The sequence below is a fragment of the Pseudomonas sp. LS2P72 genome (genome assembly GCF_054897865.1).
In genome coordinates this window covers 5,832,278-5,855,446 of sequence record NZ_CM142708.1, presented here as the reverse complement: position 1 = coordinate 5,855,446, position 23,169 = coordinate 5,832,278, and the positions used below count along the sequence as shown (strand labels likewise).

Below are 23,169 nucleotides of genomic sequence, written 5' to 3'. Positions count from 1 at the left end.
GCCCCTGGGGGAGAGGGTTAGGGTGAGGGGGAATTTCAATGACACCCCACCACACAAAAAACCTACCGCAAAAACGCCTGGCGATACTCTCCAGGTGTTCCCCCCAATGCCTGACGAAACCGATTGGTGAAATGACTCGCACTGGCAAACCCGCACGCCAATGCAATCTCCCCCAATGGCTGTGACGTCGAACGCAACAACTCCCGCGCCCGGCTCAGTCTGCGAGCCAACACATACTGATGCGGCGGCAACCCAAAGCTCTCGCGAAACATCCGCGCAAAGTGGTACTCGGATAGCGCACACAACGCCGCCAACTGCCCCAGGCTGATGGCCTCGGCCAACTGAGTGTCGATGAACTCCACCAACTGCCGCCGCTGATGCGCCGCCAGTCCACCCTTGAGCCGCAACCCCTCACGCATCCCGACCTGGCCGAGCAAAACGTGGCTGAGCATTTCATGGGCCAGGCTGCTGGTGAGCACGCGTTCGCCGGGTTCGTCCCAATTGAGTGTGAGCATTTGCCGAAAGCGCCGGGCTTGCGATGGGTCGTCCAGAAAGGTGGCTTCGCGCAACTGCAGTTCGCGAGGTTCGCGGTCCAGCAAAGTAACGCAGCCGAGGGCGAATTGTTCGGGACTGAAATACACATGGGCCAGGCGAATGTCGCCGTTGATCACCCAGCCCGATTGGTGCTCGGCGGGCAGGATGCACAGTTTGTCGGGGCCGCCCTTGGTGCCGGGTTGGTCACGGCGAAAGGTGCCGGTGCCGCCGGCGATATAGCAGGACAGGGTGTGATGACTCGGCGCTTCGTAATCCTGGGCGTCGTGATGGTTGCTCCACAAGGCTGCAGCCATGCCGTCACCGAGCTCGGCGCTGTGCTCCAGGCGAGCATTGGGCGAGCGGTTGAGGGCTTGAAAGACTTGCAGGGTTTCGAGTGCGGGCATGATGGCTTCTCTCCGACGCCTTGCATCCTACTCCGTAGCCGTTCGGCTGCCAGCCTATGGCCCGACAAAAGCGCAAGTTTATGCAAGTGCGAAAGGCCTTGGCGCAGGACACTGAAGGCCTATTAAGGAGTCTTCGCCATGAACCTTTCGTTGTATCTGCTGACTGTGCTGATTTGGGGCACCACCTGGATTGCCTTGAAATGGCAATTGGGTGTTGTGGCGATTCCAGTGTCGATCGTTTATCGATTCGGCCTCGCGGCGTTGGTGCTGTTCGTCATGCTGCTGTTGAGTCGCCGCCTGCAAGTGATGAACCGTCGCGGGCATCTGATCTGTCTGGCGCAGGGGTTGTGCCTGTTCTGCATCAATTTCATGTGCTTCCTGACCGCCAGCCAGTGGATTCCCAGTGGTCTGGTCGCAGTGGTGTTTTCCACCGCCACGTTGTGGAACGCGCTCAATGCACGTGTGTTTTTCGGGCAAAGAGTTGCTCGCAATGTGCTGATGGGGGGTGCGCTGGGGCTGCTTGGGCTTGGCCTGTTGTTCTGGCCTGAGGTGGCGGGCCACACCGCGAGCCCGCAAACCTTGCTCGGGCTGGGCCTGGCATTGCTCGGGACGCTGTGCTTCTCGGCGGGCAACATGCTGTCGAGCCTGCAACAGAAAGCCGGGCTCAAACCGCTGACCACCAACGCCTGGGGCATGGCCTATGGCGCGGCCATGCTGTCGGCGTGGTGCCTGGTCGAAGGCATTCCGTTCAACGTGGAATGGAACGCGCGCTACATCGGCTCGCTGCTGTACCTGGTGATTCCGGGGTCGGTAATCGGTTTCACCGCCTACCTGACATTGGTCGGACGGATGGGGCCGGAGCGCGCAGCCTATTGCACCGTACTGTTTCCCGTCGTGGCGCTGAATGTGTCGGCGTTTGCCGAAGGCTACCAATGGACCGCGCCCGCCCTGGTGGGTTTGGTACTGGTGATGCTGGGCAATGTGCTGGTGTTTCGTAAGCCCAAGGCGCTGATGGTGCAGGGGAACGGCAAGCTGGCGTGAAGATCTGGTGATCGGGCGCTGAAACTTCAGCGTTCGATTTTGAGCGCGATGTAAATCAGCAGTGGAAACATGAAGTCCACGATGTGCCGAGCCCAATCCTTGGCGTTCCAGAGTGCAGATTCATCCATGTTGAACCATTCGGTACCGATCACTTGCAAGCAGATGTAATAAACAAAAAAACCGATCAATAGTCCGACGATCGAAAACTTCTTCGCTTCGTGGAAAACGGCGGCAGGTGCATTGATGTTTCGATAAAGATGGTAAGTGCCCAGCAAACAGAAACTCGTGTAAATAACTTCAAAAGTGATAATGAACCAATAAATGCGGTGGTGGAGTATCGGTGAAGTGATTGCTCTGTAGCTCAGGTTCAGGTTTTCTCGTGTGGTGTCCATGCTGAGGATGTGGCTGACGTATTCGTAATTGGAAGCGTAGTCGGTAAAGTTGCTGTACATCACCATCAAGCCAAAAAAGCTTAGATAACCCATTAGAATTACTTTGCTGTATCTAATCAGTTTGTCGGTCGTAAGGTGGTTCAATGTAGGTGCTCTCCATAACTATGGTCTGTAAGTTAGACTAAGTGATGGGAGTCTATAGTGAGTATGTTTTTTTAGCAGTTAACTGAATTGCAAAGTGTGTAAATCACGGGCAGGCGGTTGTACACCTGCCCGTTTTAGTTAGCCTTTCCAGACTTGTGGATTCACCAGGTCTTGCGGTCGCTCTCCCAGCAAAGCGCTGCGCAAGTTAGACAAGGCACGGATGGCCATGGCTTCGCGGGTTTCATGAGTTGCCGAGCCGATGTGTGGCAATGTCACCGCGTTTTTCAGTTGGAACAAGGCGGACTCGGCCAGCGGTTCTTTCTCATAAACGTCCAGCCCGGCGCCGCGAATCCGATTGTTTTGCAGGGCTTCAATCAGGGCGGGTTCGTCCACCACCGGGCCGCGGGAAATGTTCACCAGAATCGCGCTTGGCTTCATCAATGCCAGTTCGCGATGGCTGATCAGGTGTCTGGTTTTTTCGCTGAGCGGCACCACCAGGCAGACGAAATCAGCTTCGGCCAGCAGTTGATCAAGGCTGCGGAACTGCGCGCCGAGTTCTTGCTCCAGCTCGGTCTTGCGGCTGTTGCCGCTGTAGAGGATCGGCATGTTGAAGCCCAGCCGCCCGCGACGGGCAATGGCCGCGCCGATGTTGCCCATGCCGACGATGCCCAGGGTTTTGCCATGCACATCGCAACCGAACAATGGCGCGCCGACGGTGGCTTGCCACTGGCCGGCCTTGGTCCAGGCGTCCATTTCGGCAACGCGGCGGGCGCTGCTCATCAGCAGGGCGAAGGCCAGGTCGGCGGTGCTTTCGGTGAGGACGTCGGGGGTGTTGGTGAGCATGATCCCGCGTTCGTTGAAGTAGGCGACATCGTAGTTGTCGTAGCCGACCGAGACGCTGGAGACGACTTCCAGTTTGGCGGCGTTCTCCAGTTGTGCGCGACCGAGTTTGCGACCGACGCCGATCAGGCCGTGGGCGTGGGGCAGGGCTTCGTTGAATTGGGCGTTGATGTCGCCGTTTTTCGGGTTTGGCACGATGACGTCGAAGTCTTGTTGCAGGCGTTCGATCATTTCGGGGGTGACGCGGCTGAAGGCGAGGACGGTCTTTTTCATGGGGTAAGGGCTCGTCGGGCTTGGAGAATGCCAAGCACGCTAGCATTCTTCTTTGGATTTGGGCGAGGCTGTTGGGCTCTTTTGTCCTTGGCGGCCTTTGGGCCGGCCATGTTGGTGGTTGGCTGGGTGCATATCCGTTTCTGCGGTAACGGCGGCTGGCGGTTTCGCCCTTACGGCGAGGCACTTTTTTCAAACGCCCAAAAAAGTACCCAAAAAGGCTCGCCCCAAGCGTCCGGCCCCTCGCTTAGGCTCGGCGTTCCTTCGTTCCGAAGGGGCGGGTGGATCAAGATCAAGAGCTGCAGGCGAGCTAACGCTCGGCCTGTTGAGTGGTGAGGGGCGAAAGGCGAACACTGATCCCCGATCCCCTGTAGGAGCTGAGCTTGCTCGCGATAGCGGTCTAACATTCAACATCGATGGCGAAATAACAGTCCGTCATCGCGAGCAAGCTCAGCTCCTACAGGGGATCAGATGTGTGGCGTAGATTTTGGTACGTCGAGGTTATCCAGCATCCGGTTGGCGGCGATCTCCGCCACCATGATGCTGTTTGAAATGCCCAGCAGGGCATAGCGCGACCTACCCTTTAGATGATCCACCAACTGATGGACCATCACATCGACCGAAGCCTGCGCGCCCCAACAACCGACAGACCCGTCGGAAAAGTCCCCCAAAATCACTCCGTCTGTAGGACCGTAAAGTCAGTTCGCCACCCGAACCCCACCCATACTCCCGCTCAATTCATACGCCACCAATTCCGCCTGGTGCGCCGCCAATATCTCCGGCAACGACCCGCGCAAATGCTCGACCCACGTTTTGATCTTCGCATCCAGATACTGCCGCGACGGGTAGATCGCATACAGATTCAATTCCTGCGAGCGGTAATTCGGCATCACCCGCACCAGCGTCCCGTTGCGCAACCCTTCAATCGCCGCATACACCGGCAACACGCCAACGCCCATGCCGCTGATGATCGCGGTTTTCATCGCATCAGCCGAGTTCACCAAAAACGGTGAGCTATTGATGGTGACCATTTCCTGGCCTTCCGGGCCGTCGAAGGTCCATTTCTCCAGCGGAATCACCGGGCTCACCAAACGCAGGCACGCGTGGTTCAGCAAATCGCTGGGCTTCTGCGCGCAGCCGTTGGCTTTCACATAGGCGGGCGAGGCGCAAACGATGCTGTAGGTGATGCCTAAACGCTGGGAGACGAAGCCTGAGTCCGGCAGTTCGCTGGCCAGCACGATGGACACGTCGTAGCCCTCGTCGAGCAGGTCCGGCACGCGGTTGGCCATGGTCAGGTCGAAGGTGACGTCGGGGTGGGTTTTGCGGTAGCGGGCGATGGCGTCGATCACGAAGTGCTGACCGATGCCGGTCATGGTGTGCACCTTGAGCTGCCCGGCCGGGCGGGCGTGGGCGTCGCTGGCCTCGGCTTCGGCTTCTTCGACGTAGGCCAGGATCTGCTCGCAGCGCAAAAGATAGCGCTTGCCGGCTTCGGTCAGGGCGATGCGTCGGGTGGTGCGGTTGAGCAGGCGGGTTTGCAGGTGGGCTTCCAGGTTGGAGACCGCGCGCGAAACGTTGGCCGTCGTGGTGTCGAGTTGCACGGCGGCGGCGGTGAAGCTGCCGGCCTCGGCCACGTAACTGAAGGCGCGCATGTTTTGCAAAGTGTCCATGGGGTGCTCTCTAAGCGAATGGCAAATTGTGACACGAAGTTGCTGATTGTTTACAGGCGACTAAAGATGGACCAAGGGATTATCGCGTTAACGGTAACAAAGATTCACAGGATTCCCAGCTTATCGCCATCCAACCCCACCCCTAGAATTGCGCACCTCAGGAACAACTCCCTCAGTTCAGGAAATCGCAGCAGTGCCGCGTCGCATCAACAGAGCGCTTCAGACGCTCAGTGTTTTGGCTTTAACCCTGGCAATCAGCGGCTGCATCGGTACCGGAGGGATTGCCCCGCAGGGCAAGGCGCTCGAGGCCAATTCATTGGCCACCGACGAAGCCATTCAGAACGCTGCACAGGACGCTCACTGGCCGACCGCCCAATGGTGGCAGGCGTATGGCGACCCGCAATTGAACCGCTGGATCGACCTCGCACTAAAAGGCAGCCCGACCATGGCCATGGCGGCGGCGCGAGTGCGTCAGGCCAAATCCATGGCCGGGGTCGCCGAGTCCGCCGAGTCTTTGCAGATCAATGGCGAATCCACCCTCAAACGCCATAACTGGCCCACCGATCAGTTCTACGGGCCGGGCGAGTTGGCCAACACGACGACGTGGGACAACAACGCCGCGCTGGGCTTCAGCTATGCCCTCGACCTTTGGGGCCGCGAAAGAAACGCCACCGAGCGCGCCGTCGACATGGCTCACATGAGCGCCGCCGAAGCGCGTCTGGCTCAGCTCGAATTGCAGAACAACATCGTGCGCGCCTACATCGAGCTGTCGTTGCATTACGCGCAACGGGACATCGTCGAGGCGACCTTGAAGCAGCAGCAGCAAATTCTCGACCTCGCGCAGAAGCGCCTGAACGGTGGCATCGGCACCCATTTCGAAGTCAGTCAGGCTGAAACGCCGCTGCCGGAAACCCATCGTCAGATCGATGCGCTGGAAGAAGAAATCGCCCTCAGCCGCAACCAACTCGCAGCCCTTGCGGGCAAAGGTCCGGGGGAGGGCGCGCAGTTGCAGCGGCCGACATTGTCGTTGGGCGCGGTACTGAAGTTACCGTCGACCTTGCCCGCGCAACTGCTTGGTCAACGCCCGGATGTAGTCGCCAGTCGCTGGCAAGTGGCCGCTCAGGCACGGGCCATTGATGTCGCCCATGCCGGGTTCTACCCCAACGTTGATCTGGTCGGCAGCCTCGGCTACATGGCCACCGGGGGCGGGGCGCTGGAGTTTTTGACCGGCAAGAAGCTCAACTACAGCGTCGGCCCGGCCATCTCGTTGCCGATCTTCGACGGCGACCGTTTGCGTTCGGAGCTGGGCGAAGCCTCGGCCGGTTACGACCTCGCCGTGGCCAAGTACAACCAGACGCTGGTCAACGCGCTGAAAAACATCTCCGACCAGTTGATCCGCCGCGAATCCATGGACAAGCAGCAAACCTTCGCCGCCGAGTCGGTGGCCACTGCGCAGAAGACGTACGACATCGCGATGATCGCCTACCAGCGCGGGCTCACCGACTACCTCAACGTACTCAACGCCCAGACCTTGTTGTTCAAACAACAGCAGGTTCAGCAGCAGGTTCAGGCGGCGCGACTGAGTGCTCATGCGGAATTGGTGACGGCATTGGGCGGTGGATTGGGCGCGGGCGACGACGTGCCGAAGGACAGTCAGACCCAGGCGCCGAAAACCCCGGCCCTGCTAAAGAGTCTCTCGAATTGAACACAAACCCTGTAGGAGTGAGCCTGCTCGCGATGAGGCCGTGCCAGTCAGTGCATGTGTCTCCTGACACTCCGCGATCGCGAGCAGGCTCACTCCTACAGGTTTTGCGTCTTAATCGAATCTCCATGAGCAGGATTTCATGACTCCCTTGCCCGCACCTTTGCGCTGGCTGTATTCCCTTGAATGGCGCCGGGGTTTCTTCGACTGGGCGCGCAGCGATGGCGTGACCTGGGTCTACATTTTCAAGGTCTTGTTCGCGGCGTTCCTGACGCTGTGGCTGGCCATGCGCCTGGAATTGCCGCAGCCGCGCACGGCGATGATCACCGTGTTCATCGTCATGCAGCCGCAAAGCGGTCACGTGCTGGCCAAGAGTTTCTATCGCTTTCTTGGGACATTGGCCGGCTCGGCGGTGATGGTCGCGCTGATTGCCTTGTTTGCGCAGAACACCGAGCTGTTCCTCGGTTCGCTGGCGATCTGGGTGGGCATCTGTTCGGCGGGCGCGGCGCGCTATCGTAACTTTCGCGCCTATGGTTTCGTGCTCGCCGGGTACACCGCCGCGATGGTCGGTTTGCCTGCCTTGGCGCACCCGGACGGCGCGTTCATGGCCGCCGTTTGGCGGGTGCTGGAAATCTCCCTGGGGATTGTTTGCTCCACGCTGGTCAGCGCCGCGATCTTGCCGCAATCCGCCAGCGCCGCCATGCGCAACGCCTTGTATCAGCGCTTCGGCGTGTTCGCGCTATTCGTCACCGATGGCTTGCGCGGTCGCAGCAAACGGGAGGCTTTCGAGGCAAGCAACGTGCGCTTCATCGCCGAGGCTGTCGGATTGGAAGGGTTACGCAGTGTCACCGTTTTCGAAGACCCGCACATGCGTCGGCGCAACGGTCGGCTCAGTCGTTTGAACAGCGAATTCATGGGCATCACCACCCGTTTCAACGCCTTGCACCAGTTGCTTGAGCGCTTGCGCAGCAGCGGCGCCGATCACGTGGTTGCGGCGATCAAACCGGGTTTGCAGGACCTCGCCGAACTGCTCGACGGCTTCAGCGGCCGCGCCCTGACCAACGCCGATGCGGGGCGTTTGGTCATCGCGTTGAGCGCCTATAAAGAAGGTCTGCCGGCACGCGTTCGCAGCTTGCGAGCGACTTTTCAGGAGAGCGACCCGAGCGACGCCGAGCAGCTGGATTTTCATACCGCGTACGAGCTGCTCTATCGCTTCGTCGACGACCTGCACAGTTATGCACAGACCCACGCGTCGCTGGCCGATCACAGCCATGTGCGCGAGCAATGGGATGAGCCGTTCACCCCGCAAACCAACTGGATGGCGTCGGCCGCCTCGGGGATTCGCGCGGCGTTCATTCTGGTGGTTCTGGGCAGCTATTGGGTCGCCACGGCGTGGCCGAGCGGGGCGACGATGACGCTGATCGCCGCCGCGACCGTGGGCCTTTCAGCGGCGACACCGAATCCAAAACGCATGGCGTTTCAGATGGCTTGCGGGACGCTCCTCGGGGCCCTGATCGGCTTCGTCGAGATGTTTTTCATCTTCCCGTGGATCGACGGTTTTCCGTTGCTCTGCGTGATGCTCGCACCGGTGATCGTGCTCGGTTCGTTCCTCACGTCGCGGCCGCAATACGCCGGTGTCGGTCTCGGTTTGCTGATCTTTTTCAGCACCGGTTCGGTGCCGGACAACCTCACCGTTTACAACCCTTACGCCTTCATCAACGACTACATCGCCATGGTGCTCGGCATGCTGGTGTGCGCGGCGGCCGGGGCGATCATCCTGCCGCCCAACAGCCGCTGGTTGTGGCGTCGGCTGGAGCAGGATTTACGCGGGCAAGTGGTGTACGCCATCAGCGGCAAACTCAAGGGTTTGGCGTCGAGTTTCGAAAGCAGCACCCGCGACCTGCTGCATCAGGCCTACGGTCTCGCGGCGGGGCAACCGCAAGTGCAACGGGACTTGCTGCGCTGGATGTTCGTGGTGCTGGAAGTCGGCCACGCGATCATCGAGTTGCGCAGGGAGCAGGCGATCCTGCCGGTGCACCCGGCCTATGCCGAATCCCAGCCGTGGCGTCAGGCAATCCGCGTGATGGGCCGCTCGCTGATGCGGCTGTTTCTGCAACCGAGCCAGAGCAATCTGGAGCGCGGCCTGATCGCTGTCGATCACGCGATCAGCCGCGTGCAAGCCACCGACGAACCTTTCGCGCCGCACTTCGACACCTCGGCCCTGCGTCGGGTGAAGAGCTATTTGCACTTCATCCGCACCTCGTTGCTGGACCCGCAATCACCGCTCTCTGCTTATACAAAAGGACCTGAACATGCCGCGTGAAATCGCCTTCCACGGCGTGTACATGCCGACCATGACGCTAATGTTTTTCATCGCTGCCGCGCTGGCCTGGTCGCTCGACCGGTTCTTGTCCGGGTTTGATCTGTACCGCTTCTTCTGGCACCCGGCGTTGCTGCGCCTGAGCCTGTTTACCTGTCTGTTCGGCGCCCTGGCGCTGACTGTATACCGTTGACTCTCTATCTCTGAAGAAGGCCCTGATGAAAAAGCTTTTCAGCCTGCTCGCCACTCTGTTGGTGCTGGCCCTTGCGATGTGGATCGGCCGGACCCTGTGGGTGCATTACATGGACACGCCGTGGACCCGCGACGGCCGGGTGCGCGCCGACATCATCAACGTCGCCGCCGACGTCACCGGGGAAGTGGTGGACGTGCCGGTGCGCGACAATCAACAGGTGAAGAAGGGCGATTTGCTGATGCGGATCGACCCCGAGCACTACCGCATTGCGGTCAAACAGGCGCAGGCGCTGGTGGCCTCGCGAAAGTCGACGTGGGAAATGCGCAAGGTCAACGCTCACCGTCGCGCCGACATGGACAACCTGGTGATCTCCAGGGAAAACCGCGACGACGCCAGCAACATTGCTGACTCGGCCCTGGCCGATTACCAGCATGCTCAGGCGCAGCTCGAAGTCGCCGAACTGAACCTCAAACGCACCGAGGTCCGCGCAGCGGTGGACGGCTACGTCACCAACCTCAATGTGCATCGCGGCGACTACGCGCGCATTGGTGAGGCGAAAATGGCCGTGGTCGACATGAACTCGTTCTGGGTCTACGGCTTCTTCGAAGAAACCAAATTGCCCCACGTGCGGGTCGGCGATAAAGCCGACATGCAGCTGATGAGTGGGGAAGTGTTGAAGGGGCATGTGGAAAGCATTTCTCGCGGCATCTACGACCGTGATAACCCTGAGAGTCGCGAGCTGATTGCCGATGTGAACCCGACCTTTAACTGGGTGCGCCTGGCGCAGCGAGTGCCGGTGCGGATTCACATTGATGAAGTGCCGGAGGGGGTGCTGTTGGCGGCGGGGATTACGTGCACCGTTGTGGTGAACTGACCGTTAGACCGAGTCGCGGCCATCGCGAGCAGGCTCGCTCCCACACTGACAGAGTTCGAACGCTGATTCAGTGAACGACGCAAATCCCCTGTGGGAGCGAGCCTGCTCGCGATGGGCGCGACTCAGGTTCACTCCTTGCAAAACGTCTCATGCAAATGCCGCCAAACCACTTTGCCGTCCACCTGCTTCTCAAACACCACCGTCGACCGGCGATCAGAATGTAGGCCGGTCGCATCGGTCTGCTGCTCGCGATAACTCACAACCGCGCCACCCTCGTACAGGGCAACACCGCGCAACTCGCTGAGCTCGATTCTGAACCCGAGTTTCTTCCCGCCCGCCATCAAAAACAATTCGCTCAACGCGTCGAAATCCAGCGCCCGGCCCAACGGCGAGACCATGGAAAACTGCGGTGAAAACCGGGTCAGCAATTGTTCAAGTTCTGAGTCGTCGCGTTCTTCGGCCAGCCATTGTTCGATGGCAATGTGGGCCTGGATGATCTCGTCAAAGTACTCGGTGTAATCGGTCATGGGCGATGTGATCACTTATGGCTTTCGGTAAATGTTGGAGTTTTCGGTGATTGTTCGGACGCCATCGCGAGCAGGCTCGCTCCCACATTTGAAATGCATTTCCCTGTGGGAGCGAGCCTGCTCGCGATGAAGTCGACTCGGTCTCAGAGCTGCCCGCGCAACCCGAACCGCTTCATCAACCCCGCCTCCAGCAGCCCTTTAGGCAACAATCCCGCCAACAACGGCAACGCCCGGCTGCCGTTGCCCAGACGAATCAGGCGCGGTGGTTTGCTCTGTTGCACGGCCTTGAGCAAACCGGCGGCAAATTCACTGGCCGGGGTCGGGTTGTCCTGGGAAGCCTTGGCCCGCGCGCGAATGCCGTCACGCAGCGGCCACCAAGGCGATTGTTCGGTGATCAACTGCTCAGCCTCGTGACCGGCATTCTTGGCAAAACTGGAGGCGATTGCGCCTGGCTGGACTTCCATGACCCGCACGCCAAACGGCGCCAGTTCCATGCGCAACGCATCGGTCAAGGCATGCACCGCCGCTTTCGAGGCGCAGTAGGCACCGGCGAATGGCGTGACCAAAACCCCGGACACGCTGCCGATGTTCACCACCAGACCCTTGGCGCGACGCAGCACCGGGAACAGGGCGCGGGTGACGCCGACGATGGCGAACACGTTGGTTTCGAATTGCCGCTGCATGGCTGGCACACCGCCGTCGAGCAACGGCCCCATGGCGCCGTAACCGGCATTGTTGATCAGCACGTCGAGGCCGCCATGTTGCTGGTTGATGCGCTCGCTCAAGTGTTCGAGTGCGGCGCCGTCGTTGACGTCCAGTTGCACGGCAGTGAAACCGGCAGCGGCCAGCGCCGCCACGTCTTCAGCCTTGCGGGCGCTGGCCCAGACGTCGTATCCGGCGTTTTTGAACACATCGGCGAGGGCGCGGCCTATGCCGCTGGAGCAACCGGTAATTAACGCAACGGGCATGGCGCGGTCCTTGTGCAAAAAGAGGAAGGGGATTAGTCGGAGAAACTACCTTGCAAACGTTCGGCGCGAAACTCCAGCGTTTGCGGGCGATAGCCAGGGCGCAGCGGCGGCAGGGGCAAACAGTCTTCCCAGTTCGCGCCGGCCTGAAGTTCGCCGGGGCCGCGATAGCGCGGTGCAGCGTATTGATTGTCGGCCAGATTCACCGTATCGCCCGGCGCATACGCGGCGACGCGCCAGCGTAACTCAGTCAGCGGCACGTCGTTGCCGTTGTTCATTGTCAGATGCAACGGCCGGTCCGCCGGGCAGCGTTCGGGTGCGTAGGTGATGCGCAACTCCAGGCGCGCCAGTTGCTTGACCTCGCGGTTGTCCATCCAGATCACCCACGTTGCCACCACACCCAATCCGATGGCGGCTGCCACAGAGACGGGCAATGCCTTGGTCGGGTAGCGCAGCAACAAAATCAGCCAGGTGATGACCAGCAGGACGCCGATGAACATGTTTGAACGCTCCTTGAACTCATGACCGCCATCCTACCGAAGGGCCGAAGGAATGGACATTCGTCGATCAAGGTCCTTTACCGTTGGTCGGCACTGTAATTTCTGACAGTAGCCTGGCCTGTCCATGAACGGTTAGATGACTACTGGCACACAGGGACGCGACCGGCATGCAGGCCTTGACGATGGGAATGCACCACAAAACCCCCAGATTGTCCGTTGTCGACCCGCGTGGTCTGTCGATCCGTTCGGTTGATTATTGGCGTGAGGTCGAAGGTGACCCCACTCAGGCACGCATTAACCGCACCTTTTACGATGCCGCAGGACGTGCGGTTGAACAGTGGGATCCACGGCTTTGGGCGCTGCCAAAAGAAGAGCCGCTGAGGCGCGCTAACCTCACGACGGTGTATTCGCTGTCGGGTAACGCGCTGTTCACTGACAGCGTCGATGCCGGTTGGCAGCTCAACCTGCCGGGGCTGGGCAATGAGGTGTTGCTGGGGTGGGACAGCCGAGGCACCGAACGCGAGGTCGAGTACGACGACTTGCTTCGTCCCGTGGTGGTGTTCGAACAGGACACGACTGAGCCGCGAAAGTCTGTTGAACGCATGGCCTATGGGGGACCAGCTCAGGGCCGTCGGAATCAATGCGGACAGTTGATCCGTCATGACGACCCCGCCGGGACGGTGCTGTTCGAGGCGTTTTCAATCACCGGCCAATGCGTGAAGCAAGTCCGTCACTTCACCCTGGACCCTGTTGCACCCGACTGGCCGGTGTTGGAAGGCGACTGCCAACGGCTGCTTGAACCGGGCGAGGGCGTCGCCTCGAGGTGGAATTTCGGTCCGCTCAATGATGTGCTGGAACAGGTCGATGCCAAGGAAAACCGCCAGGCCTTCAGCCTGACCCTTGACGGTCGCTTGCGTGAGACGCGACTGCAACTTCAGGGACTGACCACTTGGCAAACGCTGGTCAGCGATATCCAGTACAACGCCGAGGGAAAGGTTGAACGGGAAGTGGCAGGTAACGATGTACAAACGATCCTCAAGTATTGCCCTGAAAACGGGCGCCTGACGGAGCGACGGGCGTACAGCGACCGTGCCGGGACATTGCAGTATCTGATTTATCTTTATGACCGAATGGGCAACGTCCTCAGCATCGAGGACAAGGCACTGCCGGTGCGCTACTTCGCCAACCAGCGTATCGAGCCCATCAGTCGCTTTATCTACGACAGTCTTTCCCAATTGATCGAGGCGTTCGGCTGGGAGGCGGGTAGCGCCAATCAGGGACCGGAATCGGTGGGGCGGGCCGATCCCGCGGCAGTCAGCAACTACCGCCAGACCTACAGTTATGACGAAAGCGGCAATTTGCTTAAGCTGACGCACGTCGGCGCGCAGGGGCCTGGACGTGATGTGAAGGCCGCGCGTGACAGCAATCGCTGTCTGCACTGGCGCGACGGTGTACCGCCTACCGAGGAAGCAATCGCTGCTGCGTTCGACACTCGGGGCAATTTGCTGGAGCTGGATCAGGGACGGGTTTTAACCTGGAATCTGCGTAACCAGTTGCAGTCGGTCAGCCCGGTGGAGCGCGCCTCCGGGATCAATGATCGGGAGGCCTATGTCTATGATGGCGGTGGTCAGCGCGTGCGCAAAATCCGCTCGTTACAGACCAATGCCCGAACGCTAGTGGCTGAAGTGCGTTACTTGCCGGGACTTGAACTGCGCACCGACAGCGGCACCGCAAAGGTGCTACGGGTCATCACCGCGCAGGCGGGGCTCAATAGTGTTCGGGTGTTGCATTGGGAAACCGATCCGCCGTCCGGCGTAAGCAACGATCAGTACCGTTACAACCTCATCGATCACTTGAACTCCTGCACGCTGGAGCTCGCTGATGACGCGCGAATCATCAGTCGGGAAACCTATTACCCGTTTGGTGCAACAGCCTGGTCTGCCGGCCCGAACGACACCGATGGGGATTACAAAACCGTTCGCTATTCGGGTAAAGAGCGGGATGCGACGGGGCTTTATTACTATGGATTTCGGTACTACATACCGTGGTTGCAGCGTTGGTTGAATCCCGATCCTGCGGGGGATATTGATGGATTGAATCTGTTCTCGATGGTGCTGAACAACCCAATGACGTTTATTGATTCATCCGGCCTGCAACATGATGAAACAGGGGACTACAAAATCAACCTCGGCCCGCTTCAGCGGGCGGGATTGAAGGCCAAGGCAATGTTCGTAAAAGTCGCGGTATTTGACGATAAAACCCAGGCGTTTAAAACCAGCTCCGAATTCAAAGCGGTGGAAGTGGGCGTGGACACCGAGTACGCCGTTGGCAAAGGAGAGTTGTTACGCAACTTGCGAGAGTACAAAGATGCGTACAAATATGCTGCGAGGATGTTTCCGGCCAAATCGGGAGGGCCCCAGATGAATCTTGAATTGGGAGAAGAATACTCATCTGACATGCTGGGGTTCGTGGCGTGGGGGGGGCCGAATCCCATTATTGTCGAGCCGGATTCAGAAAGTGCCGAGCCAAAAAGAGTAACCGAGCATAGGGTCTTTGCGATTGTGAAAAAAGAGGACAAGCTGGCATCTGCCGGGACCAGGCAAATTTACGCAGTCGCCGCGATTTCCACCACTACGCGTAAGGGAGGGGCTAGTAATGATATTAAGGCGAGTGTGGAGTATTTGCTGGCCAACCCCGCCTCCCAGCTGAAGCCAGACGAACTGAAAATGGCCGTGGACGCCGGGGTGATATCGAAAAACATCGCTAATGTACGAGGCGTGGGCAACTTTCTGACACTCAAGTCTTTGAACAGGATTAACAAGACCAGCAAGTTGGTAAAAATCTCTACTCAAGCGGTCAACCCACGATCAGCGGCCATTGCCTCGAGATCTGGCGCCAAGTTGAGGGCATAAAAAAGCCCCCACCCAACCCGCTGCGGATAGGGAAACGCAGCGGGTCGGGCGGGGGCTTCTTGTGTTACAGATCAATCACTGCGCGATGGTTTTCACCGACACGCCGCGTTCGATCGGGTTGGAGCGACCGTAGATATCTTCAAACCGCTCGATATCGTCTTCGCCCAGGTAGCTGCCCGATTGCACTTCGATGATTTCCAGCGAGATCTTGCCCGGATTGCGCAAGCGGTGGACCGAGGCGATCGGGATGTAGGTCGACTGGTTTTCAGTCAGCAGGAACACGTTTTCGTCGCAGGTCACTTCAGCGGTGCCGCTGACCACGATCCAGTGTTCGGCGCGGTGGTGGTGCATCTGCAGCGACAGGCACGCGCCCGGTTTGACCGAGATGCGCTTGACCTGGAAGCGGCCGCCCATGTCCACCGAGTCGTAGGAGCCCCACGGACGATAAACTTCGCAGTGGGTCTGGGTTTCGCTGCGGCCCAGCTCGTTGAGGGTGTTGACCATCTGTTTCACGCCTTGGACCTTGTCCTTGTGGGCGATCATCATGGCGTCCTTGGTTTCGACGACCACGATGTTCTCCAGGCCGATCACCGACACCAGTTTGCCGTTGCCGTGGATCATGCAGTTTTTGCTGTCCTGAATGACCACATCGCCTTTGGTGACGTTGCCGTTGGCGTCTTTTTCATTCACTTCCCACAACGACGACCAGCAGCCGACATCGCTCCAGCCCGCGGTCAGCGGTACAACGCAGGCGCGCTGGGTTTTTTCCATCACCGAGTAGTCGATGGAATTGTCCGGGCAGCAAGCGAAGGTGGCGGCGTCGAAGTCGATGGTGTCGGCATCTTGTACGCTGCGTTCCAGGGTCAGCAGGCAGGTGTCGTAGATGTCCGGATCGTGCTTTTTCAGCTCTTCGAGGAAGCGGCTGGCGCGGAACAGGAACATGCCGCTGTTCCAGAAGTAACCGCCGGACTCGACGAACTCGGTGGCGCGCTTTACGTCCGGTTTTTCGACGAAGTGCGAGACGCGGCTGACGCCTTCGGGCAGCAGCGAATCATTGGTCGACTTGATGTAGCCATAGCCGGTTTCCGGTTTGGTGGCCGGTACGCCGAACAGCACCATTTCGCCGTTTTCTGCAGCGACGGTGGCCAGGGCCAGCGCGCGTTGCAGGGCTTTCTGGTCGTCCAGCACGTGGTCGGCCGGCAGCACCAGCATCAACTCGTCGCGACCTTCGTTGATCAGCATCATCGCGGTCAACGCAACGGCTGGAGCGGTGTTGCGGCCGAACGGTTCCATCAGGATGCGCTGGGTGTCCAGGTTACGGGCACTCAGTTGCTCGTTGACGATGAAACGGTGGTCCTTGTTGCAGACCACGATCGGGGTGTCCATGCCTTCGAACACCAGGCGTTCCAGGGTTTGCTGGAACAGCGTGTGTTCGCCGGTCAGGGCGAGAAACTGCTTAGGGAATTGCTTACGCGAAAGCGGCCAAAGACGTGAGCCACTACCACCTGACAAGATCACCGGAATCATGTTGTTACTCCTTGAAAATCGTATGGGTCAGAGCTACTGCGTTCTGTCGTTTCACTCTTGTTCTTATTCCGTGTCCGGGTAGCCCGTGGGCTACCCGGCAAAATGATTAGCGCGTCGAAACCGGGCGTTTTACCCACACTGGCGACAGGCTGCTGCCGCTGCCGGTGACGTACAGCACCGCGGCTTCACCGCGTTCCAGGGCAACCGGTTTCACGTCGCCGACTTTCTTGTCGCCATCGTATAGCGCCAGGCTGACTTTGACCGGGTTGATTTCACGCTCGCCACGGCCCTTGGCGGCCACGGACGGAACCACTTCGGTCTTGCCGTCAGCGGTTTTCAGGGTCAGGGCCTTGTCGCTGAGGTTCTGCACGCGAACCAGGGATTTCTGCTTGTTCTTGAACGGCGGTTCTTCGATCAGTTGCGGTGCGCCGCTGGCGTTGTTGACCAGGGTGTAATAGTGGTCACCGGCCAGTTTCACCGGCAGGGATTGGCTACCGACCTTGGCGCTGTAGTCGCCGCCCGGCATGAAGCTGAAGTCAGTGCTGGACAGCGGCGCGACTTCGCTCAGGTTGGTGGTGCCGACGGTGGCGCTGACTTCAGCGTTACCGGCGTTGTAGACACGTACGAAGCTCGAACCTTTCGGTGCAGTCGGGCCGTAGAGTGCGGCGTCGCCAGCGAAGGCGGACATCGACAACACGCTCATGCCAGCAACGAGGGCGACTGCTTTTAAGGAGCGAGCGGCGAGACGGCGAGGAGTAGTAGTGAAAGTCATGGTGTACCTCTCTTTCAGTTTTGCGCCCGGTCGGGCGTCTCGGATTTAGTGTTTGCAGCTACGTTTTGTTGGCGAGCGCCGGCTTCTTTGAGCTCTGCGACCCACTGCGGGTCGGCGTCACCGATTTCGTTGTTCACAGGCAGATAACGTTCAGGAAACTCCCAGATCAGCACCTGTGGCGGGCTGTTCTTGAAAGCATCACTTTTCAGATAGGTGAGCATCGGCAGAATCGGGCCGTGGCCGTCTTCGGCGTAATTGACCACGTCGCTGTTCAGCGCTTGTTTCAGCGCACCGACGAAGTTCCAGTTGGGGTTGGCGCTGTAGCTGGTGCCGATCAGGGCCACCGGCACTTCAGTGTTGGCGAACAAGGCGTCATCAGCGGCCGGCTGGTCTTGTGCCACAACGGTGTTGCGCTTCTGCAGCGGCTCTGGTTTCGGCATCAGGTTTTCGAACAGCGGGTCCAGTGGCAGGAACAACCGCAGGTCGCCCTTGTGAGTCACTTTCTCCGCAGGTTCAGTAACGAAATGCTGCGGTTCGCCGCTCAGCGGGTACTTGTCGGAAATAGATTTCGCCAAGGCCTCGGCAGCGATTTGCGCGCCTTCCGGGGTCCAGTGAGTGTCGGTGCGCAGGAACACTTGCTGACCGTCCAGCTTGGCTTTCAGCATCGGGCCGAAAAGGTCGGGAGCGAGGATCTTGTTGGCCGCCACACGAGCATGGAAGTCCTCATAGAGGTTGGCGTGGATGCTCGAAGGCTTCACTTCACCCAGGTGTTCCGGGTACAGGCGAGTCTTGGCCGGCACGATCGCCATGACCAGTTTCACGCCTTTCGCTTTCAGTTCCTGGCGCACGCCTTCAACCAGCGCGTAGTTGCCTTGCAGGTTCAGCTCTTCGTTGACGATCGGGTTGAATTCCTCATCGCTGTACAACCACTGATCGCGGCCGAGCACGACGCCCGGACGACCTTCGTTGAACAGTTTGAAATCCAGCGCAGCCCAAAGGTTGGTGCCCAGGCGCTTGATCGGGAACTCGTCGTCGTAGTGCGTTTCCACGGCTTTGGCCCAGCGGCCGTTGAGCACTGTCGTTTCGGCAGAAGTACTGAAGCCGAGGAAACTGCGCGTGGACCACACGCCAAGGACCAACAGCGTCACCATGAACAGGGTGATGTAGAGGATGCGTAATGAGCGGGTCATAGTCAGATCCCTCAGAACTGGAAGTAAAGGAACGGCGAGAAGCTTTGCGCCGAGAGTTTGAAAATCGAGGCGATGAACAGCACCAGTACCAGCGTGCGCATCACGTAACGAGACCAGTCCGCAGTCCAGTAGGCTGGTTGCACAGTCGCTTCAACGCCGACGGTGTAGCCAGGCTCGTGGATGCTGCCCGGGTTGTCGCCCGGCACGGCTTTGATCATTCCTGGGGTCGCGGCAGCCGGGCCATCGGCCTCGACGTTCACAACAGGCTTGGTCTTCTCAGGCGGCAGGTTGCTGTAGAAGTCACGAATGCCGAAGAACGCCAGGGTCATGTAAGCCACCACCAGGGTCGCCACTTGCAGGCCGGTGAGGCTGGCCGCATTGAGTTCCGACAGTGACCATTCGCCGAAGCTGAACATCGCGCCGTACATACGACCGGCGACGTCCAGGTTTTCCGAGCGGAAGATCACCCAGCCCATGACAACGAGCAGGAAGGTCAGCGCCCAGCGGATCGGGTTGATGCTGCGCGGCGAGGTGTTCAGGCCGAGGGCTTTTTCGATCGCCAGCCACATGCCGTGCCAGGCGCCCCAGATGATGTACGTGATGTTCGCGCCGTGCCACAGACCACCGAGCAGCATGGTCAGAAACAGGTTGCGATAGGTCATCAGCGTACCTTTACGGTTGCCGCCCAGCGTGATGTACAGATAGTCACGCAGCCAGGTGGAGAGGCTGATGTGCCAGCGACGCCAGAACTCGGTAATCGACTGGCTGATGTACGGCTGTTTGAAGTTTTCCATGAAGCGGAAACCCATCATCAAGCCCAGGCCGATTGCCATGTCGCTGTAACCGGAGAAGTCGAAATACAACTGCGCGGTGTAGGCCAGCGCACCGAGCCAGGCATCGCCCGTGGTCGGGTTCTGCAAGGCGAAGCAATGGTCGGCCACCACCGCCAAAGTGTCGGCGATGAAGACCTTCTTGATGAAGCCCTGCATGAATCGCGTCGCACCTTCGGAGAACTTGTCGAGGGTGTGAGTGCGGTTGTTGAACTGGTCGGCGAGATCGCGGAAACGCAACACGGGACCGGCGATCAGGTGCGGGAAGATCGCCACGAAAGCGGCAAAGTCGATCAGGTTGCGCGTCGCCGGCGTGTCACCACGGTAGACGTCGATGATGTAGCTGATGGACTCGAAGATGTAGAACGAGATCCCGATCGGCAACAGCACGTGGGTCAGGATGAACGGCGACAGACCGACGGAAGTCATCATCGCGTTGATGCTGTCGACGCCGAAGTTGGCGTACTTGAAGTAGCCGAGAATGCACAGGTCGACGGCCACGCCCAGGAGCAACCAGCGTTGTGCCGGTTTGGTCCGAACGCCTGCGGCGCCGACTTTGAGGCCGATCCAGTAGTTCCACAATGTGACGGCTGCGAACAGCGCAAGGAAGTCCACACGCCACCAGGCATAGAACACGTAGCTGGCAATCAGCAGCAGCAGGTTGCGATAGCGTATTCCGCTTAAGTAGTACATGCCGAGAAAGATCGGCAGGAACAAAAACAGGAACACGTTGGATGAAAATACCATCCCGGTCTCTCCATGTTTAACCAACAGTCAAGGGCCGCAGCCCCCCCAAACCCCCCCACCGAAAACCGGGGGAATATCACTCAACTCAAATCTTGCACTGACCCTTGTAGGAGCCGAGCTTGCTCGCGATGACTGAGTGTCAGTCGACATCGATGTTGAATGTCAGACCGCAATCGCGAGCAAGCTCGGCTCCTACAGGGTTTTGCGTTTGGCTCTAGGAGCCTTTTTTGCCCTTCTCATTCGCAGGGTCGTAGACCTTGGTCAGGTCACCACCGAGGCGAAAAGTCTTGAACGGCTGCATCTCGTGCTTTTTCTCAAGCACCTCCGGCGAGCAGGTGTAGAGCGTGCAGAACGGTTCGAGCCAGGAGAATTTCGAGTCGTCTTTCAGGTCGGTCATGTCCTGTTCCTTACCGTTCTTGTTCTCGAATTCTTCCGGGTCTTCGACACCGGCGAGCACTCGATCACCCAGGCGTTTCAATGCGCCGTTGTTTTCCTGACGCAAGTCCACACCGTTGACCTGAGCGAAACTGGCGATCATCGCCAGCGGCGGCAGGGCGTAGTTGTGATAGGCGAGGGCGCGTTGCTGGCGCTTGAGTTCGTTGGGCAGGAAACCCTGGGCGTCAATTTGATTGGCGCCGACCTTGAATTCCTTCACCGACCAGTCGAACAGGTCGCGGCGGTTGGTGGCGATGGACGTTGCCATCACCGACCAGGCGGACCAGTACGAGTGGTTGTTGGTTTTATCCAGCGGCAGGTTGTCCCAATCGCTGACCACCTGATCAGCCATTTTGCTGAACCAGGCTTCAATCAACTGCGACTCTTGCTGATGGTTTGCCAACGGATGCGACTCGGAGAACTTCAGGCGGATATAGGACGACGCCATGCTGCCCAGCGCCCATTTGCGCATGGACTTGCCGGTGTGGTTGAAGTCCTTGGACATCAACGCATCGGCCTTGGCCCAGGCGGTCAACCAATTCAGGGTGCATTCCAGCTGTTCCGGACGACCGTCACGCATGTACTGCATCACGCGCTTGCTGGTGCCGCGCTCAATCTTGGTGATGTCGGCCGTGGTGTCGCGGAAGGCTTTTTCCGATGCCTCGTTCAGGGTCGAACGGGCCTTGTCGGAACCTTCGTATTTGCTGCGAAATTGCAGCGAGCCGGTGTACGGCGTCGGCATCGCATCACAGCCTTCGCTCTTGCCGCCGGTTTTGACTTTTTCAATCGGTGCGAAGTACCCCTGTGGCGGGCGCAGTGGCGCGGCGGCCTGGGTGGCTCCGGCGAACATCGCCAGAGTCAGCAAGGAGGGCGCGATCAATCTTTTCAAAGTTCGGGTTTGCATGCATGTCATAAGAGTTGCCTCATTGCCCGGCCTGAGCGGTACGCTGCCCGGCGCCAGGGAACACGTTGCGTTTGCAGATTTTCGCTTCGACTTTCTGAGGCGCGGTACCTGCTTTTTCAGGTCCCTGGACTTCGACGGCCAGCAGATTCTGCGAGGCCCAGTCTTCGTCCGTGCGCAACTCGAAGGCGAAACGCCCGTCGGTGTCGGAGGTTTCCGGTTTTTCGATCTTGATGTCCTCGTGGCGACCGTTCATGTACCAGAGGGTGGCTTGCAGAGTTTTCACCGACGGATCGGCGAAGCGGATATCAACCTGGTGGCTGCTGTTTTGCAGGTTCAGGTTCTTGCTGTTGACCATCAATTCGTTCTTGCCCGGTTTCAGCGTGGCGCTGGCGCTCATCTGTGCATCTTTGCCTTCGCAACCGTTGTCCAGCAGCGCCATCATCTGGCGGTAGATGGTTTCCTGGTCGAGGCGATAGAGCGGCGAGAATTCCCAGATCAGAATCTTCGGCGGCTTGGTCTGGAACTCTTCGCTGCCCAGGTACTGCAGCATCGAACCTTCCAGGCCACCGCCGGGGAACGCCACGTTGAGGATGTCGGCGCCGATGGCCTCTTCGAGGAAACCGGCGAAGTTGTAGTTCTTGCCGCTGTGGCTGGTGCCGACCAGGGTGATCTCCGGATTTCCTGAATCACTGAACAGATCGCCATCAGCTGCTTCGCCTTTCGGCTCGGTGGTGAACTGATCCATGTACTGGATCGCGTAGCTAGTGCCACAGAGTTGACCAGCCATGTTGTGTAACGTTCCGGTCTTACCCATGCGACCCGACTTATGGCTCTCGAATTCGCGCTTCGGAATGTCAGCGAACTCAGGCAATTGCTTGATTTTCTCGCCAACGATTTTCGCCGTGCGTTGGGCGCCATACGGCGTCCAGTGTTGGTCGCCTTGGAAGTAGAAGTCGTGGGCCGGCAGGGTTTCTGGCAGTGATTCGTTGGTCAGTGGCGACAGGTCAGGCACCACGTAACCCATCTGCTCGAAACGTCCGAGCATGGTCTTGTAGTTCCTCAAGGCCTTGTCGAAATCGAACTTGGCTTTTTCTTCCGGGTTGAGCTTGTTGCGGTTCACCAGACCACGGGTCGGCTGGTAAACGATGACCAGTTCAATGCCTTTGCTCTTGAACGCATCGTGCAGTTCTTTCATGCGTTTGTAGCCAGCGGGGGTGGTGTTGAACTCGGTGCGCAAGTCTTCTTGCGTACGGAACAACCAATCGCCCTGGGCTTGCACCAACGTGGTGAAGTTCTGCTGGTAACGCGTGGTGTAGTTCTTCGCGTCATGGGCTGCCGGGCACAGGCTGCAGCAAGGTTCGGCGCTGAAGGCAGGTGCTTTGGCTTCATCGGCACGAGCGCCGGCGCTGGCCGCGAGAATGCCGGCGGTCAGGGCCGACAGGCTGAGTAATTTGATCAAGTGTGGGTGCATAAAATTAT

At 59.2% G+C, this 23,169-nt stretch carries 19 protein-coding genes and 1 pseudogene; 6 read left to right on the top strand and 14 right to left on the bottom strand.

What is annotated here, in order from left to right:
- Positions 1-62: 62 nt before the first annotated feature.
- Entirely contained in the window at positions 63-938 is an 876-nt protein-coding gene (locus tag ACYZUA_RS26905; RefSeq protein WP_461961290.1) for a helix-turn-helix domain-containing protein, read from the bottom strand.
- Positions 939-1,076: 138 nt separating this feature from the next.
- Here ACYZUA_RS26905 and ACYZUA_RS26900 point away from each other — a divergent pair, with 138 nt between their 5' ends.
- On the top strand, positions 1,077-1,979 hold the full coding sequence (locus ACYZUA_RS26900; protein ID WP_461961289.1) for a DMT family transporter: 903 nt from the start codon (positions 1,077-1,079) through the stop codon (positions 1,977-1,979).
- A 26-nt stretch (positions 1,980-2,005) separates the two neighbouring features.
- On the opposite strand, the gene ACYZUA_RS26895 is transcribed toward ACYZUA_RS26900, so the two are convergent.
- From ACYZUA_RS26895 to ACYZUA_RS26880, 4 genes and pseudogenes are all read right to left on the bottom strand, one after another.
- Positions 2,006-2,515: a DUF2165 family protein gene (locus ACYZUA_RS26895; RefSeq protein ID WP_461961288.1), complete on the bottom strand. Its 510-nt coding sequence runs from the start codon at positions 2,513-2,515 to the stop codon at positions 2,006-2,008.
- 138 nt (positions 2,516-2,653) lie between these two features.
- Positions 2,654-3,628 (bottom strand): 2-hydroxyacid dehydrogenase, encoded by a 975-nt coding sequence (locus tag ACYZUA_RS26890; protein WP_461961287.1) that lies wholly within the window; start codon positions 3,626-3,628, stop codon positions 2,654-2,656.
- Between the two features lie 464 nt (positions 3,629-4,092).
- A pseudogene (locus ACYZUA_RS26885) lies at positions 4,093-4,251 on the bottom strand (DUF6124 family protein); the annotation flags it as partial.
- Between the two features lie 72 nt (positions 4,252-4,323).
- Positions 4,324-5,292 carry a LysR family transcriptional regulator gene (locus ACYZUA_RS26880; protein WP_461961286.1) on the bottom strand — a complete coding sequence of 323 codons (969 nt, stop codon included), beginning with the start codon at positions 5,290-5,292 and terminating at the stop codon, positions 4,324-4,326.
- A gap of 193 nt (positions 5,293-5,485) precedes the next feature.
- Between ACYZUA_RS26880 and ACYZUA_RS26875 the strand changes: the two genes are divergently transcribed.
- From ACYZUA_RS26875 to ACYZUA_RS26860, 4 genes are all read left to right on the top strand, one after another.
- On the top strand, positions 5,486-6,997 hold the full coding sequence (locus tag ACYZUA_RS26875) for an efflux transporter outer membrane subunit (protein WP_461961285.1): 1,512 nt from the start codon (positions 5,486-5,488) through the stop codon (positions 6,995-6,997).
- Between the two features lie 139 nt (positions 6,998-7,136).
- Positions 7,137-9,317: an FUSC family protein gene (locus ACYZUA_RS26870; RefSeq protein ID WP_461961284.1), complete on the top strand. Its 2,181-nt coding sequence runs from the start codon at positions 7,137-7,139 to the stop codon at positions 9,315-9,317.
- The gene (locus ACYZUA_RS26865; RefSeq protein ID WP_461961283.1) at positions 9,307-9,507 is read left to right on the top strand and encodes a DUF1656 domain-containing protein; all 201 of its coding nucleotides are present in this window, start codon (positions 9,307-9,309) and stop codon (positions 9,505-9,507) included. The genes ACYZUA_RS26870 and ACYZUA_RS26865 overlap by 11 nt, the downstream gene beginning before the upstream one ends.
- 25 nt (positions 9,508-9,532) lie before the next feature.
- Positions 9,533-10,381 (top strand): efflux RND transporter periplasmic adaptor subunit, encoded by an 849-nt coding sequence (locus tag ACYZUA_RS26860; protein WP_461961282.1) that lies wholly within the window; start codon positions 9,533-9,535, stop codon positions 10,379-10,381.
- Between the two features lie 128 nt (positions 10,382-10,509).
- Here the strand turns inward: ACYZUA_RS26860 and ACYZUA_RS26855 are convergent, their stop codons facing one another.
- The 3 genes from ACYZUA_RS26855 to ACYZUA_RS26845 all read right to left on the bottom strand — a co-directional run bounded on the left by ACYZUA_RS26855 (position 10,510) and on the right by ACYZUA_RS26845 (position 12,373).
- The gene (locus ACYZUA_RS26855; protein ID WP_461961281.1) at positions 10,510-10,908 is read right to left on the bottom strand and encodes a DUF4440 domain-containing protein; all 399 of its coding nucleotides are present in this window, start codon (positions 10,906-10,908) and stop codon (positions 10,510-10,512) included.
- Positions 10,909-11,051: 143 nt separating this feature from the next.
- Entirely contained in the window at positions 11,052-11,876 is an 825-nt protein-coding gene (locus tag ACYZUA_RS26850) for an SDR family oxidoreductase (protein ID WP_461961280.1), read from the bottom strand.
- Positions 11,877-11,908: 32 nt separating this feature from the next.
- Positions 11,909-12,373 carry a multidrug transporter gene (locus tag ACYZUA_RS26845; protein ID WP_461961279.1) on the bottom strand — a complete coding sequence of 155 codons (465 nt, stop codon included), beginning with the start codon at positions 12,371-12,373 and terminating at the stop codon, positions 11,909-11,911.
- Positions 12,374-12,540: 167 nt separating this feature from the next.
- Here ACYZUA_RS26845 and ACYZUA_RS26840 point away from each other — a divergent pair, with 167 nt between their 5' ends.
- Positions 12,541-15,285, top strand: coding sequence for an RHS repeat-associated core domain-containing protein (locus ACYZUA_RS26840; RefSeq protein WP_461961278.1), 2,745 nt, complete (start codon positions 12,541-12,543; stop codon positions 15,283-15,285).
- 75 nt (positions 15,286-15,360) lie between these two features.
- On the opposite strand, the gene ACYZUA_RS26835 is transcribed toward ACYZUA_RS26840, so the two are convergent.
- The 6 genes from ACYZUA_RS26835 to ACYZUA_RS26810 form a co-directional block, all read right to left on the bottom strand.
- Positions 15,361-16,812, bottom strand: coding sequence for a mannose-1-phosphate guanylyltransferase/mannose-6-phosphate isomerase (locus ACYZUA_RS26835; RefSeq protein ID WP_461961277.1), 1,452 nt, complete (start codon positions 16,810-16,812; stop codon positions 15,361-15,363).
- Positions 16,813-16,918: 106 nt separating this feature from the next.
- Positions 16,919-17,584 (bottom strand): alginate O-acetyltransferase AlgF, encoded by a 666-nt coding sequence (locus ACYZUA_RS26830; RefSeq protein ID WP_461961276.1) that lies wholly within the window; start codon positions 17,582-17,584, stop codon positions 16,919-16,921.
- 14 nt (positions 17,585-17,598) lie between these two features.
- Positions 17,599-18,774, bottom strand: a complete 1,176-nt coding sequence (locus ACYZUA_RS26825; RefSeq protein ID WP_461961275.1) for an alginate O-acetyltransferase — start codon at positions 18,772-18,774, stop codon at positions 17,599-17,601.
- Positions 18,775-18,785: 11 nt separating this feature from the next.
- The gene (locus tag ACYZUA_RS26820; RefSeq protein WP_461961274.1) at positions 18,786-20,351 is read right to left on the bottom strand and encodes an MBOAT family O-acyltransferase; all 1,566 of its coding nucleotides are present in this window, start codon (positions 20,349-20,351) and stop codon (positions 18,786-18,788) included.
- A gap of 214 nt (positions 20,352-20,565) precedes the next feature.
- Complete coding sequence (locus ACYZUA_RS26815) at positions 20,566-21,699, bottom strand: mannuronate-specific alginate lyase (protein ID WP_461961273.1); 1,134 nt, start codon at positions 21,697-21,699, stop codon at positions 20,566-20,568.
- A 10-nt stretch (positions 21,700-21,709) separates the two neighbouring features.
- Positions 21,710-23,161: an alginate O-acetyltransferase gene (locus ACYZUA_RS26810; RefSeq protein WP_461961272.1), complete on the bottom strand. Its 1,452-nt coding sequence runs from the start codon at positions 23,159-23,161 to the stop codon at positions 21,710-21,712.
- Positions 23,162-23,169 lie beyond the last annotated feature (8 nt).